This is a genomic window from Amycolatopsis tucumanensis (genome assembly GCF_021654135.1).
Lineage (GTDB): Bacteria > Actinomycetota > Actinomycetes > Mycobacteriales > Pseudonocardiaceae > Amycolatopsis_E > Amycolatopsis_E tucumanensis.
Genome location: NZ_JAKGSD010000005.1, coordinates 121998 through 137621, shown reverse-complemented (window position 1 = coordinate 137621; position 15624 = coordinate 121998). Strand labels below are relative to the sequence as shown.

Annotated in this window: 17 protein-coding genes and 2 pseudogenes; 8 read left to right on the top strand and 11 right to left on the bottom strand. The window is 70.8% G+C overall.

Annotation, left to right across the window (positions count from 1 at the left end; all coding sequences use genetic code 11):
- The 5 genes from L2C96_RS08190 to L2C96_RS08170 form a co-directional block, all read right to left on the bottom strand.
- The gene (locus tag L2C96_RS08190) at positions 1-159 is read right to left on the bottom strand and encodes a hypothetical protein (protein ID WP_237335742.1); all 159 of its coding nucleotides are present in this window, start codon (positions 157-159) and stop codon (positions 1-3) included.
- A gap of 14 nt (positions 160-173) precedes the next feature.
- Positions 174-647 carry a hypothetical protein gene (locus tag L2C96_RS08185; protein WP_237335741.1) on the bottom strand — a complete coding sequence of 158 codons (474 nt, stop codon included), beginning with the start codon at positions 645-647 and terminating at the stop codon, positions 174-176.
- A 23-nt stretch (positions 648-670) separates the two neighbouring features.
- Complete coding sequence (locus tag L2C96_RS08180; RefSeq protein WP_237335740.1) at positions 671-850, bottom strand: hypothetical protein; 180 nt, start codon at positions 848-850, stop codon at positions 671-673.
- On the bottom strand, positions 847-1230 hold the full coding sequence (locus L2C96_RS08175) for a hypothetical protein (protein ID WP_237335739.1): 384 nt from the start codon (positions 1228-1230) through the stop codon (positions 847-849). The genes L2C96_RS08180 and L2C96_RS08175 overlap by 4 nt, the downstream gene beginning before the upstream one ends.
- Positions 1231-1321: 91 nt before the next feature.
- The gene (locus L2C96_RS08170; RefSeq protein ID WP_237335738.1) at positions 1322-1621 is read right to left on the bottom strand and encodes a hypothetical protein; all 300 of its coding nucleotides are present in this window, start codon (positions 1619-1621) and stop codon (positions 1322-1324) included.
- Positions 1622-2232: 611 nt separating this feature from the next.
- On the opposite strand from L2C96_RS08170, the gene L2C96_RS08165 reads away from it, so the two are divergent.
- The 3 genes from L2C96_RS08165 (at position 2233) to L2C96_RS08155 (ending at position 4455) form a co-directional block, all read left to right on the top strand.
- Positions 2233-2589, top strand: coding sequence for a winged helix-turn-helix domain-containing protein (locus L2C96_RS08165; protein WP_237335737.1), 357 nt, complete (start codon positions 2233-2235; stop codon positions 2587-2589).
- Positions 2590-2725: 136 nt separating this feature from the next.
- Positions 2726-3937 carry an NsdA family TPR-like regulatory protein gene (locus L2C96_RS08160; protein ID WP_237335736.1) on the top strand — a complete coding sequence of 404 codons (1212 nt, stop codon included), beginning with the start codon at positions 2726-2728 and terminating at the stop codon, positions 3935-3937.
- 11 nt (positions 3938-3948) lie between these two features.
- Positions 3949-4455 carry an rRNA adenine N-6-methyltransferase family protein gene (locus L2C96_RS08155; RefSeq protein WP_237335735.1) on the top strand — a complete coding sequence of 169 codons (507 nt, stop codon included), beginning with the start codon at positions 3949-3951 and terminating at the stop codon, positions 4453-4455.
- Between the two features lie 365 nt (positions 4456-4820).
- Here L2C96_RS08155 and L2C96_RS08150 read toward each other — a convergent pair whose 3' ends face one another.
- Complete coding sequence (locus tag L2C96_RS08150; RefSeq protein WP_237335734.1) at positions 4821-5684, bottom strand: LysR family transcriptional regulator; 864 nt, start codon at positions 5682-5684, stop codon at positions 4821-4823.
- Positions 5685-5826: 142 nt separating this feature from the next.
- Here L2C96_RS08150 and L2C96_RS08145 point away from each other — a divergent pair, with 142 nt between their 5' ends.
- Both L2C96_RS08145 and L2C96_RS08140 read left to right on the top strand, forming a co-directional pair.
- Complete coding sequence (locus L2C96_RS08145) at positions 5827-6684, top strand: NAD-dependent epimerase/dehydratase family protein (RefSeq protein ID WP_237335733.1); 858 nt, start codon at positions 5827-5829, stop codon at positions 6682-6684.
- 210 nt (positions 6685-6894) lie between these two features.
- On the top strand, positions 6895-7101 hold the full coding sequence (locus L2C96_RS08140) for an RNA-binding S4 domain-containing protein (RefSeq protein WP_020418550.1): 207 nt from the start codon (positions 6895-6897) through the stop codon (positions 7099-7101).
- A gap of 82 nt (positions 7102-7183) precedes the next feature.
- Here L2C96_RS08140 and L2C96_RS08135 read toward each other — a convergent pair whose 3' ends face one another.
- Positions 7184-8128, bottom strand: coding sequence for an NADP-dependent oxidoreductase (locus L2C96_RS08135; protein WP_237335732.1), 945 nt, complete (start codon positions 8126-8128; stop codon positions 7184-7186).
- Positions 8129-8210: 82 nt separating this feature from the next.
- Between L2C96_RS08135 and L2C96_RS08130 the strand changes: the two genes are divergently transcribed.
- Entirely contained in the window at positions 8211-8363 is a 153-nt protein-coding gene (locus tag L2C96_RS08130) for a hypothetical protein (RefSeq protein WP_237335731.1), read from the top strand.
- Between the two features lie 21 nt (positions 8364-8384).
- Here the strand turns inward: L2C96_RS08130 and L2C96_RS08125 are convergent, their stop codons facing one another.
- Complete coding sequence (locus tag L2C96_RS08125) at positions 8385-9020, bottom strand: response regulator transcription factor (protein WP_237335730.1); 636 nt, start codon at positions 9018-9020, stop codon at positions 8385-8387.
- Positions 9011-10216: a sensor histidine kinase gene (locus tag L2C96_RS08120; protein ID WP_237335729.1), complete on the bottom strand. Its 1206-nt coding sequence runs from the start codon at positions 10214-10216 to the stop codon at positions 9011-9013. Before L2C96_RS08120 ends, L2C96_RS08125 begins: the two co-directional genes overlap by 10 nt.
- 150 nt (positions 10217-10366) lie before the next feature.
- Between L2C96_RS08120 and L2C96_RS08115 the strand changes: the two genes are divergently transcribed.
- Complete coding sequence (locus tag L2C96_RS08115; RefSeq protein ID WP_237335728.1) at positions 10367-11110, top strand: ABC transporter ATP-binding protein; 744 nt, start codon at positions 10367-10369, stop codon at positions 11108-11110.
- Positions 11110-13326 (top strand): annotated as a pseudogene (locus tag L2C96_RS45015) (ABC transporter permease); the annotation flags it as partial. The gene L2C96_RS08115 and the pseudogene L2C96_RS45015, both read left to right, overlap by 1 nt.
- Positions 13327-13611: 285 nt before the next feature.
- On the opposite strand, the pseudogene L2C96_RS08105 reads toward L2C96_RS45015, so the two are convergent.
- Positions 13612-13916, bottom strand: a pseudogene (locus L2C96_RS08105) (fatty acid--CoA ligase); the annotation flags it as partial.
- Positions 13917-14039: 123 nt separating this feature from the next.
- Complete coding sequence (locus L2C96_RS08100; RefSeq protein ID WP_237335727.1) at positions 14040-15617, bottom strand: MFS transporter; 1578 nt, start codon at positions 15615-15617, stop codon at positions 14040-14042.
- Positions 15618-15624 lie beyond the last annotated feature (7 nt).

The following is a 15624-nucleotide window of genomic DNA, read 5'->3' as shown; positions in this document are numbered from 1 at the left end:
TCAGAGCTGGGAAGCGATGCGGCGGGAGCAGGCGGGCTTACCGCAGCAGTTGGAGCGCGGCCCGACTCGCTTGCCGCACCCGGCGCAGACGCCGGTCCGGCTCAGCGCGGTGAGCTGCACGACGTCGTCGCTGGCCTTGCGGTTCTTCTTCAGTCGCATGAGGTTTCTCCTGGTCAGTGGTGGTTGCGGGTGGCGAGGTAGGTGGTCAGCAGTGAGGCGGCCACGCCGATGAGCCGGTGGGCGGCCTGGTCCATCTCCATCAGCGCCGTGCCGGGGCCGCCCTCGTCGACCACGCCCTCGCGGCGCTGGACGGTGGCGTGAGCCAGGTAGCCGCCCTTGCCCACGAACTTGCTGCGCAGGAACCGCTTGAACGGCTCGCGCCGGTCGATCACGTAGTGCGTGACCGCGTTGACCGCCGTACCCGCGGCCAGCGCGCGCAGCGGCAGCCGGTAGCCCAGCACGGAGGTCACCGCGACCGAGGCGACCGTCTGACCGGCGGTGTAGGTGGCGACGTGGCGGGCGCAGTGCTTCGCGCCCTCCCGCCCCGACAGGCCCTTCTTGGTGGCGTCCTCGCTGGACTGGAGGATCTGGTCGCAGTAGGGGTGCACATCGGAGAACACCGCCTGCAACGCCCCGAACAGTGCCAACTCGCGAACCGAACGGCGCCGGTTCACTGGCGGCCTCCCTCACGCGAGCGACGAGCACGGGCGGCGATCTCACGGAAGTGGTCCGCCCGCGCCTGCGCGCCCTGGCTCGTCACCGGGTGCTCTGGTCCGTCCTGCACCTGCTGGTCGTGCGCCTCGGCGAGCCGCTCGTAGAACTCCTCGATGCTGCTGTAACGGATCATCACGCCGCCTCCTCGCCCGCGCTGAGCAGGGCGCGCAGCGTGGCGGTCTTGCCCGCGCTTTGCAGGCTGCCGAGCGTCAGGGCCGAGCGCAGCGCCTCCCGCGTGGCGCGGCGGGCGGTGCGGCGCGCCCGCACCTGGTCCGTCAGCTCCCGGGAGACGCGGAATGTCTCGACCTGCTCGGCGGCCTCGAACTCCCGCTCAGCCTCGTCGATCAGGGCATCGATCTCCGCGAAGTCCGGACCGAGCGCCTGTTCGATCAGGGCATCGATCTCGGCGGCCTCGGCTGCGGCGTCCTCGGCGACCGTCGTCGCCATGATGTCGTCGTCCACCAGCGGGAACAGGGCCTCGCGGGCTGCGGCGCTGGTGATCCGTGCGAACTCCATTGCTCTCCTCGTTGTCGTGATGACCAGGCACACCGGGCTTGCTCGCCCGGCCTGGCGGTGTGTGGTAGCCGCACTTGGCGGCCGTTCGGGGTTACGCGGCGCGGCCCGCGGTGTCGGTCCAGTAGGAGTCCGACCGCAGCTGCGCCTGCTGCCAGCGCTGGTAGGCCAGCTCGGCACGCTGGACGGCGGCACCGTGAGCGGTCGCGGCCGCCTTCAGGGAAGCTCGGTAATCCAGCCGTCGCGGGTGCTGGCTCACCAGCCGGCCAATGGCCGTCACCTGCGACCGCAGCCGCAGCATCTCCCGCCGCGCGGCCAGATACCGCCCGGCCGCCTGTTCCTCGGACAACCGGAAAGCCACCAGCGCCGGGCCTTCCATCACGCTCTGCTTCATAGAAACTTCCTTTCGCCGAAATACGAGGGACCGTCATTTGTGGCGCCCCGGCGCCCCCTCGCTCCCGAAGCGCACCGACGCGGCGGCCCTGATTCGGGCAGACGCGGGAGGTGCGCGCTTTCCGGGAGTTAGTGAGGGTCACTGGCAAACACCACAAAGGGCGCCACCCGAGGGAATCGAACCCTGGTGGAACCGTCTCCAGGCACGAACGGCCTGCCGCAGGTTCCGGCTGCCTAGCCGGGTGGCTCCTGCTGCCTTGTCACACGAGGCAGCGGCGCTACCCGCACGCGACGTCTCACGACGTTGGTTCGCGGGCTATTTAGTAGGTCCCTCACTGCCCCTTGGCTCTCGCTGGTGGCCCACTTAGGTGAGGTTCCCTGTGCACTGCTGGCGCCGGGCGGGATTGGACCGCCACGGGCCGAGAGTCCGTTCTGTGTTGCTGGACTCGACTCGCTCGGCTGACGGAACTTTCTCCAGGTCCCGCGCCGTTCTCTCGATGCCATCTGCCTTGCGGCAGTCGTCTGACTCAAGACAGTAGGCATCCCTGGTGGAACTTGTCAACACCTGCCTTGAGGCAGAGCTAGACTCGACACAGCAGAGGAAGGGGTCCCATGGCGCTTGATCGGACCGAAATCGCAGCTCAGCTGCGCCGAGAGATCACACGTGGCCGTTACAGGCCCGGCGACAAACTGCCCTCGCAACGAGCCCTTGCGGCTGACCTGGGCGCCGCACCCAACACGGTCGGCGAGGCGCTGAAGATCCTCGCCACGGAGGGGCTGCTCCTCGTCAGGCCGAAGAGTGGCGCCTTGGTCCTCGATCCCGCCATCAGTGGCGACGAATCGAGCGATCCGGTCGCTGATGCTCGCGAAACGCTCGGCGCGCTCCAAGTCGGCATCCGGGAAGTGCGATCCCGGCTCAACGCCCTTGATCGCCGGGTGGCGGAAGCGTTGGAGCGGCTACCTCGGTGAGGTGGTCCTGTGTTCGTGGTCATGACTCAAGATTCGTCGGAATCGGCGGTCTTGAGGAGATGAGTCCCTGGTGAGTCGCTGGTGGGTCGATCGACTCACCAGCGATTAACCTGGGCAAACGCGAGCGGGAGGGTTCGTGGCAAACCAGGGGGATGAGACGAAGCTTCGTCGTGCGCGGCGCGCGGCCGGCATGTCGCAGGGCGAGGTTCACAGGAAGCTCGTCGAGGCGCGGCGGCGCCGGAACAAGATGCCACCAAAGCTGGCCAGCGTGAAGCGGCAGTACACGGCCTGGGAATCCGGCAGAGTCCAGCCGACCGACTGGCGTGAGGAGCTGTGCGAGGTCTTCGGCCTGCCAGCAGCCGCGCTGGGCCTCGCCGACACAATGAAGGAACCTCCCGCGGCCCCGGCAGGTTCGGGCGTACCTCCCGAACAGCGGGAATTCGGGGATGACGAATACCTCCTCTCCGTGCGCGGCTACATTCAGAACCTCGTCTCCCTGGATAACCGATTCGGCGGTGATGACCTAGTACGGATGTCTTACCGGTTCTTCCAGTCGCTACACGAGCTGATCGGGAGCGGTCGGTACGAACAGCGCCTTGAGCGTGATTTCAACGCCGCCGCAGGTGAACTCGCCGAGGTAGTCGGTTGGCTCGCATATGACGCTGAGAAGCACCAGCGCGTGCGCGAAATGAACCATGAGTCTCTGTACTACACGCGCCTCGCCGGTGACCGGAGCATCGAACTTTTGACCATTCAGAACGCAAGCATGCACGCGGGCGCAATGGGAAGACCTGGCGAGGCTCTCCAGCTAGCGCGATCAGTATTGGAAGGCCGAGAGGCGCTGACACCACGACTTCGCGCACTCTTCTTGACTCGAAAAGCTCGCGCGCTGGCTCAAGCGGGCGACGAGTCGGCGATATCGCTTTTCGGCGAGATCAAGTCGCTCTATCTCGACGGAGTTGCTGATTCTGACCCGCCGTGGGCTTGGTGGATTGATGAACGCGAACTCGCTTGGCACGAGGCGATGGCCAAACGCGACCTCCAGCAGTCGGGTCTCGCCATCGCCGAGTTTGAACACTCAGTGGAAGCGACCGCACCGAGCGAAACTCGAAGTCAGTACTTGCACCGGGCTTACCTGCTCCAAGCGCAGGTCGAATTGGGATCGTGGGTAGACGTTGAGCAGACGATCAAGTCGATTATCCCCCTGGTCAAACAGGTGGCATCCACTCGAACCGCTGTAATTCTGCGCAATACGATTGCCAAGGTTGCCACTCGTACTAAAGTTCCTGATAGTATCGCGACCAGCATTGCGCAGTTAAGCATCGCGCTCGAAACAACTGACATATGATGGGAGGTCCGGTGAACGACGAGAAGCTAAGATCGCTCGCCGACCCTGAATTCGAGCAGTATTTCCTGGTCTCGCCCGAGAAGCTGTCACTGCTTTTGAGTGCGGCAGACATTCAGCCCGATGACCGGGTCGTGGAGGTCGGCGCGGGCGCGGGAACCGTCGCCAGAAATCTGCCGTCGTGCAAGAGCCTCACGCTGGTAGAACTCGACGATCGACTGATCGAGATTCTGCGCGAAGCGGTGCCGCATGCCCAGGTGATCCAGGGTGACGCCTTGCGCCTTGTCCACGAGCTGCCGTTCGACGTCCTGATCGGCAACCTGCCCAACATCGTGACGGAGTCACTGATCGACACCCTGCCCAGCCTCTCGTTCAGGACAGCGGTTCTAGCGGTCGGCCAGTCCGCCAACCTCGATCGCCTGCGCGGCTCTTACACGGTCACCGAAGTGACCACGATCAGTGGCGACGACTTCAGGCCCTCCCAGCCGAGTGTCTCACGCATCGTCAAGGTCACAAGGTAGGGAAGGGTGCACAAATGACAAACGCCCCGGTGACCTGCGAGGCAGGTCACCGGGGCGTTTTCGCTGGCGTGGCGGGGAGGTACTTCCAACCTGTTGAGATCGGCGTGGACCGGGCAGCGCCCCCTCGGGACCCCCGAATCCCCTGCGACAACCACATTAAAGCAGCTCAACAGCTCATCTCCGTCTCCCTTCAAAACCCGTCCAGTGTGAGTTCGAATCTCACCGGGGGCACTTCGCTTGACGTGACACGAATGGCCCCTCACTTGGGAGACCTCGTGCTGGGCCGATCGCGTCTTCTCCGGCTTACTTCGGGCCGACCCTGCCCCCTGTTCGCCCCCGGAAGCCGACCGGAGTGCTTGCCGAGACTAGGGCACCAGGCTTGCCGCGGCGGCGAGGAAAGCGTCGATCAGCGGCGACCGGCGCGTCGCGAGCCAAGCCAGGCACACCTGGTTCGGCCCGATGTCCTCGACCGGGATGCCGATGACGTCCGGGCGGGTGTAGAACGTCGCCGTCGACAACGGGATGACGCTGATCCCCGCTCCGGCGGCGACGAGTTCCAGTTTCTCTTCGACACTGTTGATGCGGGGCACTTCGGGGCGGTCCGGCTTGCGCAGTTCGAGGGCGATGTCCCGCCACTCCGGGACGGCGTCGGGGTCCTGCAACAGGTGCTCGTCGGCGAGTTCGGTGACCGACACGGACTCCTTGCCGGCCAGCCGGTGCCCGGCGGGCACCATCACGACGCGGGGTTCGGTGAACAGCGGCCGCACGGTCAGCCCGCGCTGGTCGATCGGCAGTCTGACGATGCTGACGTCCACGCGGCCGTTGTGGACGACCTCCACCTGATCGTGCCAGCTGGTGCGCAGCAGCCGGACGCTGACGTCCGGCCGCCGTCGGGCCAGTACCTGCACCGCGGGGGTGACCACGATGCCCGGCATGAACCCGACGGTGAGCACCGGTTTCGCCTCGGCCGCGGCCGAGACCCTGCGGTGCACGGCTTCGGCCGTCGCCAGCAGGCCTCGGGCATCGGCCAGAAGCTGTTCACCCGCCGCGGTGAGGACCGTGCTCCGGCGGTCGCGGACGAACAGCGGCGTCTTCAGCTCGTCTTCGAGGGCGCGGATCTGGCGCGACAACGCCGGCTGGGCGATGTGCAGCCGCGCGGCGGCCCGCCCGAAGTGCAGCTCCTCGGCCACCGCGACGAAATATCGCAGCTTCCGCAAGTCGAAGTCCACGCTGAGGCACCTCCCGCTCCCGCCCATCATCGCAGGTCTGTGATGCCGTCACGGCATCACAGCGCGCGGAACGGGTCTTGGACGCACCCCGGGTGCCCGGGTCACCGTGGAGGAGGAACGGAACACGAGTGATGGGACAGTGATGAAGATCTTCCTCACGGGCGGCTCGGGCTACATCGGCCGCGCGACGATCGGCGAGCTGGTTCGGCAAGGGCACACCGTCGAGGCGCTCGCGCGCAGCGAGCGTGCCGAGGCGGCCGTGGTCGCCGCCGGGGCGAGCGCGGTCCGCGGTGGCCTGACCGACCTCGACGTGCTCAACCAGGCAGCGGCGCGGGCGGAAGCGGTGATCCACCTCGCTCAGGCCACCAGCGGCGAGGAGGACCTGGCGGCGGCCACCGCGATGCAGGACGGCGTCGGGGGCGGCACCTACGTGCACACCGGCGGCAGCTGGGTCTACGGCGACACCGACGGGGTCCAGGACGAAACCGCACCGTGGAACCCACCGGCCATCGTGGCCTGGCGGCAGGCCGTCGAGAACGCGGTGCTGGCCCGGGCCGCCGACGGCGGACGGCCGGTCATCGTCCAGCCCGGCCTGCTCTACGGGGGCGACAACCGCCTGATCGACATCTTCTTCGTCCAGCCGGGGAAGGAAAGCGGCGCGATCCCCTACATCGGCGACGGCGGCAACCACTGGGCCCTGATCCACCTCGACGACCTCGCCCGGCTGTACGTGGCGGCGTTGCCGGCTCCGGCGGGCTCGGTGTACCTCGGCGTGGGCGGCGTCAACCCGACGGCCAAAGAGGTCGCCGAGGCCTGCGCTCGCGGCGCCGGGCTCGACGGGAAGACCGTCTCCCTGTCCCTGGACGAGGCCCGCGAGCGGATGGGCCCGATCGCCGACGCGTTCGCCCTCGACCAGCAGCTCACCTCGGCCAAGGCGCAGCGTGAGCTGGGCTGGGCGCCCGCGCACACCGATCCGCTGTCCGAGTTCGCCGCGGAATGAGCCGGGAATGGACCGCGAAGCGGTGCTGTGGTCCGAAGTGGAGCGTGCACGCGAGTCACGGCCGCTGCTGATGATGCTGCACGGCTGGAGCTACGACGAGACGCACCTGTACCGGCGCCTCGATGGTCTCCAGCCACGACAGCATCGTTGTGAGCGTGAGGATGCACGGTGCACCGAGCTGGGCCGGCGGGCGTGCGGGACAATGGTGGTATGCGCGAGATCGCCACCAGTGATGGGTCCATCCGGCTCGGTCAGTTCCTCAAGCTCGCCAACGTGGTCGAGTCCGGGTCCGACGCCCGTTCGCTCCTGGAGGACGGGCAGGTCCAGGTCAACGGCGAGGTCGAGGAGCGCCGGGGACGGCAGCTGCAGCGTGGCGACGTCGTGACCGTCGGCGGCGACGAACTGCGCGTGGGATAGGCGAGCCCCGGAAGGATCCGGGCTCGGACAAGGCGGCGTAGTGCCGTCGTCCGCTCGCGTGGTGATCGGGACTGGGAGGGCGTCAGGCGGCGGGAGGTAGGACGACGACCTTGCCGCGCACCGCGCCCTCGGCGGCTCGCGCGTGCAGTGCAGGCAGCTCGGCCAGGGGCACCCGCTCCGCGACGTCGACGCGCAGGTCGCCGCGGTCGATCAGCGTCACCAGCGACGCCAGTTGTTCCGCGTCGCTGCGGACGAAGAGGTCGATGCCGCGCACGCCGCGTTCCTCGTCGCCCGGCGCGGGCATCCACACGGTCGTGTTGACCAGGACTCCTCCCGGCCGCACCAGGGTGACCAGCGCGGCGAGTGCGGCCGGGTCGACCGGGGCGAGGTTCAGCACGACGTCCACCGGCTCGGTCACCGCGTCGGTCACGCTCGTGGTGGTGTGGTCGATGACCTCGTCCGCACCGGCAGCCTTGGCCGCCGCGCTGCTGCGCCCGCCGGCGATCGCGACGACATGCGCCCCGGCGCCTTTGGCCAGCTGCACGGCGTAACCGCCGACCGCTCCCCCGGCGCCGTTGATCAGCACGCGCTGCCCGGCCACCAGCTCGCCGTGGTCGAACAGCGCCTGCCGGGCGGTCAGCCCCACCACCGGCAGCGCCGCGGCGTCAGCCAGCGGGACGCTCTTCGGCGCCGGCGTCAGGACCCCGGCCGGGGCGAGCGCGTACTCCGCGGCCGCGCCCGGCTCGTCCATCGGCAGGAAACCGATCACCTGATCGCCGACTGCGAGGCCGTCGACGCCTTCGCCCAGCGCGTCGACCGTGCCCGCGACGTCGAGGCCGGGTGTGTGCGGCAGCCGCACCGGGATGGGCCCCTGCATGAAGCCACCGCGGATGTTGCCGTCGACCGAGTTGAACGACGTCGCCGCCACCCGGACCCGGACCTGCCCGGCCGCGGGAACCGGCAGGTCCACGTCCTCGTAACGCAGGACGCCGGGGTCGCCGTACTCGTGGAAACGCACTGCCTTCATCGGGGTTCTCCCCTTTCGATCGTCTTGCTTCGACTTCGAAGCAACTGGAAGCGACGGTACTCCCGCTTCGAATTCGAAGCAAGTGACGTGGCTCACCGGGAGCCGGCGGTCACGGGATCAGCAGCAGTTTTCCCGGTCGTCGCGCGCGGCGTGGGAGGCGTGGCGCGACCTCATCGTCAAGCAGTACCGCGACGAAGCCGGGCTGGACTTCTGCCTCGACCGCTTGCTGTCGTGAGCCGCACGACCGCTGGTGCGCTCAGGCGTTGACGTACGCCAGCACCGCCAGCACCCGGCGGTGTCCGCTGTCGCTCGTCGGCAGGCCCAGCTTGCGGAAGATGTTGCCGATGTGCTTGGTCACCGCGCGCTCGGTGACCACCAGCTCGCCGGCGATCGTCCCGTTGTCCAGACCTTGCGCCATGAGGTGCAGCACCTGCCGCTCCCGCGCGGTGAGGCTCTGCAGCGGGTCGCGTTTGTTCATCAGCTGCGTCACGACCTCGGGGTCCAGCGCGGTGCCCCCGGCCGCGACGCGTTCGAGCGCGTCCAGGAACTCCTCGACCCGCCCGACCCGGTCCTTCAGCAGGTAGCCGGTGCCGGCCGCGCCCGTCTCCAGCAGCTCCTTCGCGTAGGCCTGCTCGACGTACTGGGACAGCACCAGCACCGGCAGCCCGGGCAGGTGCTCGCGAGCCTCGATCGCCGCGCGCAACCCCTCGTCGCGGAAACCCGGCGGCAGCCGGACGTCGAGCACCGCGATGTCCGGGCGGTGTTCCAGCAGGACCGGCAGGATCTCCGGACCACTGGCCGCGACACCGACGATCTCGTGGCCCGCGCTCTTGACCAGCAGCGAGATCCCCTCGCGCAGGAGGGCGTTGTCCTCGGCGAGCACTATCCGCATGGCAGCAGCACCTCGATCGTCGTTCCCGCGTTCACCGGGCTGTCGATCCGCGCGGTTCCGTCGAGCGCCGCGACCCGGCGCCGGATGCCGGACAGCCCGCTCCCGGCGCCGGCGTCGGCGCCGCCCTGGCCGTCGTCGCGCACCGTCACGCGCAGGCTCCGCCCGTCGCCGTCGAGGACGACCTCGGCGTGCTGGGCCGTGCTGTGCTTGGTGACGTTGGTCAGCGACTCGGCGACGACGAAGTACGCCGCCGCCTCGACCGCCGCCGGTGGCCGCGGCAGGTCGCCGGGGACGCGGACGGTCACCGGGATGCGCTGGCTGCCCGCCAGCGCGTGCACGGCGCCGGCGAGGCCGCGGTCGGCGAGGATCGGCGGGTAGATGCCGCGGATGATGCTGCGCAGGTTGCCCAGTGACTCCTCGATGCCCTGCTGGGCGTCCCGCACCAGCGCGGCCGCGGGGGTGTTCGGCTCGGCAGCGAGGGCGCGCGCGGCGAGCCCGAGCCGCACCGAGACCGCGACCAGCTGCGCCTGGATCCCGTCGTGCAGGTCGCGCTCGATGCGGCGGAGCTCGGCGCCGTGCGATTCCAGCGCTTCGGCCCGCGTCTCGGTGAGCCGCTGGACCTGCCGTGCCAGCAGCTCCACCTCGTCCGGCCCGAGCAGCGACCGCGCGAGCAGCAGCTGGCCGCGCGCGATCAGGGGCACCAGCCACACCACCGCGGCGGCGTAGAGCGCGGCCTGCAGCAGCGGCAGGGTGAGCGCCTCCGGCCACGTCCGGATGTCGACGAACAGCCCGGTGAAGGTGTCCGGCGGGAACAGCCACCAGTACAGCGGGATGGTCGCGCTCGTCACGATCGCCGGCCACAGTGCGATGCCGAGCAGACCGAGGAACGTGCCGGCGAACCCGTGCACCACCATCCACAGTAGAGCGCGCCAGGTCGCCGGGTCCCGCACCGCGCGCAACCGGCCGCCGCTCTCGGCATGGACCTCCTCCGGCAGCGGGAACCCGAGGTGCCGCCCGGCGCGCTCGCGCTCCAGCCCGGTCAGGACGCGCACCGGCTTCAGCACGGCCGGCGCGAACGGCAACAGCAGCACCAGCACCGGCAGGACGAGCACGCCGGCCAGCGCGGGCAGCGCCGTTTGCAGCCCGGACGCGAGCACCGCCGTGGCGCCGGCGCTGCGCTTGATCGCTGTCCTCATCGCCGCTCCCCCGGTCCTGCCGCGACTCTACTGAAACCCCCGGCGGGGTGTACCTGGCTACACCCCCGGTCCGGGTGCTCAGGCCAGTGTGCCGCGCCCGTCCCGCTCCTAGCGTCGGAGGCACCGGACAACAGGGGAAGGACGACAGCGATGACAGTCGCGAACGGCCTGGAGTACGCGGTGCGGATGGAATCGGTGGTCAAGACCTACGGCAAGGGGGCTGCCACGGTCCACGCGCTCGACGGCGTCACGCTCGGACTGCGGCGCGGGAGCTTCACCGCGATCATGGGCCCGTCCGGCTCGGGCAAGAGCACGTTCCTGCACTGCGCCGCCGGGCTCGACCGGCCGACCTCGGGCCGCATCACGCTCGGCGACGTCGAGCTGACCGGACGCCGCGAGTCCGAGCTGACCGCGTTGCGGCGCGAGCGGATCGGGTTCGTGTTCCAGTCCTACAACCTGCTGGACACGCTGACGGTCGAGCAGAACATCGTGCTCCCGCTGCGCCTGGGCAACCAGCGCTTCGACCCGGCGTTCCTCGCCGAGGTCGTCCGGTCGGTCGAACTCGACGTGCCGCTGGACCGCCGCCCGAGCAAGCTGTCCGGCGGGCAGCAGCAGCGCGTCGCGATCGCCCGCGCGCTGGTCACCCGGCCCGAGGTGGTGCTGCTGGACGAGCCGACGGGCGCACTGGACACCCGGACCGCACGACAGGTGCTCGGCACGCTGCGGCAGGCGGTGGACCGCTGGGGCCAGACGGCGCTGATGGTGACGCACGACCCGGTCGCGGCCTCCTACGCGGACACGGTGGTGTTCCTGACCGACGGCCGGATCGCCGGCGAGCTGACCGGCGCGTCGCCGGACCGCATCGCCGACCGGATGACCCACTTCGGGGAGTGATGAGCGTGTTCTTCCTGGCCCAGCGGACGATCCGGGCCCGCACATCGGCGTTCGCCGCGGCATTCGTCGCGGTGTTCGCCGGGTCCGCCCTGATCACCGCGAGCGGTGTCCTGCTCGAATCCGGGCTGCGGGGCGGGCTTCCGCCACAGCGCTACGCCGCCGCCGCGGTGGTCGTCACCGCGGCGCAGTCGGTGTCCGTGCCCGGCGACGTCGACCAGTGGTTCCCCGAACGCGCCCCGCTGCCCGTCGCGCGGGCCGCCGACATCAGCCGGGTGCCCGGGGTCGCCGCGGTCGTGCCCGACGTGAGCGCGACGGCCGTGGTGCGCGGTTCGGGCCCGGTCGTCGTGCACGGGTGGTCCTCGACGAGGCTCGGCGCTGTCGCGCTCATCGAAGGCCGGGAGCCGCGGCGTGCCGACGAAGTGGTGCTCGCCGGGGCGCATCCCGGGGACGTGGTCGACCTGGCGGTGGGCGGGGTCGCTTCCCCCTACCGCGTGGTCGGCGCCGTCGCCCCGGGGCAACAGTCGGCGTACCTCACCGACGAGCGCGCCCGCGAGGTCGCCGGCCACCCGGACGCGGTGGACGCCGTCGCCGTCCTGGCGGGACCCGGCGTCGACGCGGCCGGTCTCGCCGAGCGGATCGGCCGGGCCGTTCCCGGGGCCGCGACGGCCACCGGCGACGACCGGGCCGGCGCCGAGTTCCCCGGCGACGGTGCCGCGCGGTCGTTCCTGACGCTGGTCGCGGGCTCGTTCGGCGGCACGATGCTGGTGGTCATCCTGCTGGTCGTGGCCAGCACCGTCGGCCTGGCCAACCAGCAGCGCCGTCGCGAGTTCGCCCTCCTGCGGGCCGTCGCGGCCGGGCCGAAGCACATCTACCGGCTGATCGGCATCGAGACCGGGCTGGTGGCGACGGTGGCGGCGGTGCTCGGCGCGCTCCCCGGCGCCGGCCTGAGCCCGCTGCTGCACGGGGTGTTCGTCCGCCTCGGCTCGATCCCCGCGGGGTTCGGGTTCGTGATCGGCCCGCTGCCCGTGCTCGCCGCGGTCGCGGGGTCCGTGCTGGCCGCGGTCGCGGCCGGCCTGATCACCGCCCGCCGCGCGGCGCGGATCAGCCCGGTCGGCGCGCTCGGCGAGGCCGCCCTGGAACCGCCGCGGCTCGGCCGTGGCCGGCTGCTGACGGGCTGGGTGCTCGCGATCGCGGGGACCGTCGCCGGGATCGGGTTCCCGCTGGCGATGGGCGGCGCCGCGGGCACGGCGGGCGCGGCCGGATCGGCGCTGTTGCTGGTCACCGCCGTGGCGCTGCTCGGGCCGCGGCTGCTCGCCGCGACCGCGTCGGTGCTGGGCAGGCTCGGGCTCAGCCGGACGGCGTCCGGGTTCCTCGCCGAGGCCGGCACCCGGGCCCGGGCCCGCCGGTTCGGCGCGGCGACCACACCGCTGATCATGGGGGTGGCGCTGGCCGCGGTCCAGATCTTCACGCTGACGACGACCGCCGCGGCGACGCAGCGGCAGGCCGAGACCGGTCTGCTCGCCGACCAGGTGCTCGTGGCCGACGGCGGCATCTCCCCCGCCGTGGCCGACGCGGTCCGGCGGGCGCCGGGCGTGACCGCGGCGGTGTCCGTGGTGCGGACGCAGGTCCTGGTGACCTCCACGATGTTCGGCGAGCCCACGACCGAGGCCTACGCCGCACAGGGCGTCACGCCGGATGGCCTCGACCGGGTACTGGACCTCGACGTCCGCCGGGGCGACCTGGCCGGCCTCACCGGTGACGCCGTCGCGGTCAGCGAGAACGCGGCCGGCACGTTCGGGGTGGACCTGGGCGGGACGGTCACCATGCGCCTCGGCGACGGCACCCCGCACAGCGCCCGCGTCGTCGCGATCTACGGCAACGGCCTGGGCTTCGGCGACCTGACGCTGCCACACGCCGCCGTTGCCGGGCACACCACGACCGGGCTGGACGACGAAATCCTGGTCGCGGGGACGGCGGCCGCGGCGCTCCCGGCGTACCCGGAGGTGCGCGTGGCCGACCGGCAGGCGTTCCTGGCGGCGCGGGACGACGCCGCGAGCGCGGAATCCACGGTGAACCTCGTGCTCAACCTCGTGCTGATCGCGTTCATCGCGATCGCGGTGGTGAACGTCCTCGTCCTGGCCACCGCGGCCCGGGTGCGCGAGTTCGCGTTGCTACGGCTGGCCGGGGCGAAACCCCGCGAGGTCCGGGCGATGACGCGGGGCGAGGCGGCCGTCGTCGTCGTGGCCGCGATCGTGCTCGGGTCGCTCGCCGCGCTGCCACCGCTGGTCGGCATCAGCCTGAGCCTGACCGGGACGGCGCTGCCCACCGTGCCCCCCGCTGGCCTACGGCGGGATCATCGCCGCCGCTGCCGTCGTCGGGTGGGGCGCCATCGCGGTGCCGACCCGGTTCGCCCTCCGCCCGCCCGCCGTCACGGCAATGCGCGTCGGCGAATGACCATCCCCGCTCCGGAAAGGACAGTCTTGGCGACGCTGGATCGCGGGTCAGCGCAGGGCCCGCAGGCGCTTCTTGTCGAACTTGCCGACACCGGTCTTCGGCACCTCGTCGAGGGAAACCCAGTGCTCGGGCAGCTGCCACCTGGCGAACCGGACCGCCAGGAAACCGCGCAGCTCTTCGGGTGTCACCTCGCCGACGGCCGGGTGCCCATGACGGCGTTCTCCAGGTCGACCGAGGAGATCCATTCCCCACCGGACTTGATGACGTCCTTGGACCGGCCCACGAGCGTGAGAAATCCGTCGGGAGAGATCGTGCCGATGTCCCCGGTGCGCAGCCAGCCGTCGTGGAACCGGGGCACGCTCGCCCGCCCGGTTCGAACACGACGGCGGCGAGTGGCGGATCGCCGACCGGTAGCGACCGGCGGTCCGAGCCCCCACCGCGACCCGCAGGCAGCGGGCCACGGCGGAAGCCGCTGTCACAGGGGTGATCCAGCCCGGCTCGACGCGGTGGTGTCGGCCGCGGGGCGGCTCCGGTTCTTCGGGCCCCGCACGGCGACATAGACCGCCAGCACCGCCATGACGCCCGCGCCCGCCCACATCGCGTGCTGCCATCCGGCCACAAAGGACTCCCGGGCGGCGTGGACGATCTGCGCCGCGTGCGAGCCGGCGCTGCGCGAGACCTCGATCGCGTTGGCGACGCCCTCCCTGGCGACGTCCGCCGCCTCCCGGGGCACCCCGGACAGCATGCCGTCGATCGAGCCACGGTAGCCGGCGGACAGCAGCGCGCCCAGCAGCGCGACCCCCAGCGCGGTGCCGAACTCGCGGGTGATGTCGTTGAGGGCGGAGGCGACACCCTGCTTGTCCCGCGGCAACGAGCCGGTGATGGCCTCGGTGGACGGCGTCATCGCCAGTCCCATGCCGATCCCCATGGCGACCAGCCCCGGCAGGATCGTCAGGTAGCCGCCCGCCACCGAGACGAACAGGCCCATGGACACCAGTCCCACGCCGGCCAGCGCGACGCCGGTGGTCATCGTCGCGCGGGAGCCGACGCGCTCGGCCAGCCGGGCCGCGAGGCCGGACGCCAGCATCATCGACATCGCCATGGGCATCAGCGCCGCCGTCGACACCAGTCCGGACCACCCGAGCACGGCCTGGAAGAACGGGAACAGCACCACGCCGATGCCCGCCTGGACACCGAAGACCACGAGCAACGTGAGCGAACCGCCCATCAGGCCGCGTTCGGCGAACATCCGCACGTCCAGCAGCGAAGCGTCGCGGCGGCGCAGTTCCCAGGCCACGAAGCCGATGCCGGCGACGATGCCGGCCGCGAGGCCGACCACCGTCTCGGGGGCGGTCCAGCCGCGCACGGGTCCTTCTTGCAGCACGAAGATGAAGCCGACGACGGCGACGGCGGACAGCAGCGCGCCGACGGTGTCGAAGGGGTGCGGCGAGCGCTCGCGCGAGTTGGGCACCGACTTCACGGTCGTCACGAGCGCCACGGCGATCAGCGCGACCGGGAGCGCGAACAGCCAGCGCCAGTCGGCGACGTCGACCAGCAGCGCGGACAGGAACATGCCGAGGACGCCGCCGCCGCCCGCGACGGCCGTCCACACGCCGATGGCCTTGCCGCGGCGTTCCTCGGGGAAGGTGGAGGTGATGACGGCCAGCGTGATCGGCATGATCATCGCGGCGCCGGCGCCGCTTACCACGCGGGCGGCGATCATTACCTCCGCGGTCGGAGCCAGTGCCGCCACCACGTTCGCGACGCCGAACAACAAGAGCCCGGCGGTCAGCACGGGCTTGCGGCCCACGCGGTCGCCGATCGCGCCGAACGGCAGCAGCAGCGCGGCCAGGGCCAGGGTGTAGATGTTGATGATCCACAGGACCGTGCCCAGCGACGCTCCGAACTCGACGGCCAGGTGGGTCTGCGCGACGCCGAGGCCCGAGACCGAGGCGACGACCGCCATCAACGAGGTGGACACGGAGATGAGGATGGTGCGCAGCCGGCGCGCGTCCGGTGTGGCAGCCCCCGGTGCGGGCTGGTTGGTGCTCATGGGTTCC

Excerpts from the sequence above, each read along its gene's own strand:
- L2C96_RS08100 (WP_237335727.1), bottom strand. The coding sequence starts at position 15,617 with ATGAGCACCAACCAGCCCGCACCGGGGGCTGCCACACCGGACGCGCGC.
- L2C96_RS08165 (WP_237335737.1), top strand. The coding sequence starts at position 2,233 with ATGGCGCTTGATCGGACCGAAATCGCAGCTCAGCTGCGCCGAGAGATC.
- L2C96_RS08125 (WP_237335730.1), bottom strand. The coding sequence starts at position 9,020 with ATGCGGATAGTGCTCGCCGAGGACAACGCCCTCCTGCGCGAGGGGATC.
- L2C96_RS08120 (WP_237335729.1), bottom strand. The coding sequence starts at position 10,216 with ATGAGGACAGCGATCAAGCGCAGCGCCGGCGCCACGGCGGTGCTCGCG.
- L2C96_RS08115 (WP_237335728.1), top strand. The coding sequence starts at position 10,367 with ATGACAGTCGCGAACGGCCTGGAGTACGCGGTGCGGATGGAATCGGTG.
- L2C96_RS08145 (WP_237335733.1), top strand. The coding sequence starts at position 5,827 with ATGAAGATCTTCCTCACGGGCGGCTCGGGCTACATCGGCCGCGCGACG.
- L2C96_RS08135 (WP_237335732.1), bottom strand. The coding sequence starts at position 8,128 with ATGAAGGCAGTGCGTTTCCACGAGTACGGCGACCCCGGCGTCCTGCGT.
- L2C96_RS08175 (WP_237335739.1), bottom strand. The coding sequence starts at position 1,230 with ATGGAGTTCGCACGGATCACCAGCGCCGCAGCCCGCGAGGCCCTGTTC.
- L2C96_RS08190 (WP_237335742.1), bottom strand. The coding sequence starts at position 159 with ATGCGACTGAAGAAGAACCGCAAGGCCAGCGACGACGTCGTGCAGCTC.
- L2C96_RS08170 (WP_237335738.1), bottom strand. The coding sequence starts at position 1,621 with ATGAAGCAGAGCGTGATGGAAGGCCCGGCGCTGGTGGCTTTCCGGTTG.
- L2C96_RS08140 (WP_020418550.1), top strand. The coding sequence starts at position 6,895 with ATGCGCGAGATCGCCACCAGTGATGGGTCCATCCGGCTCGGTCAGTTC.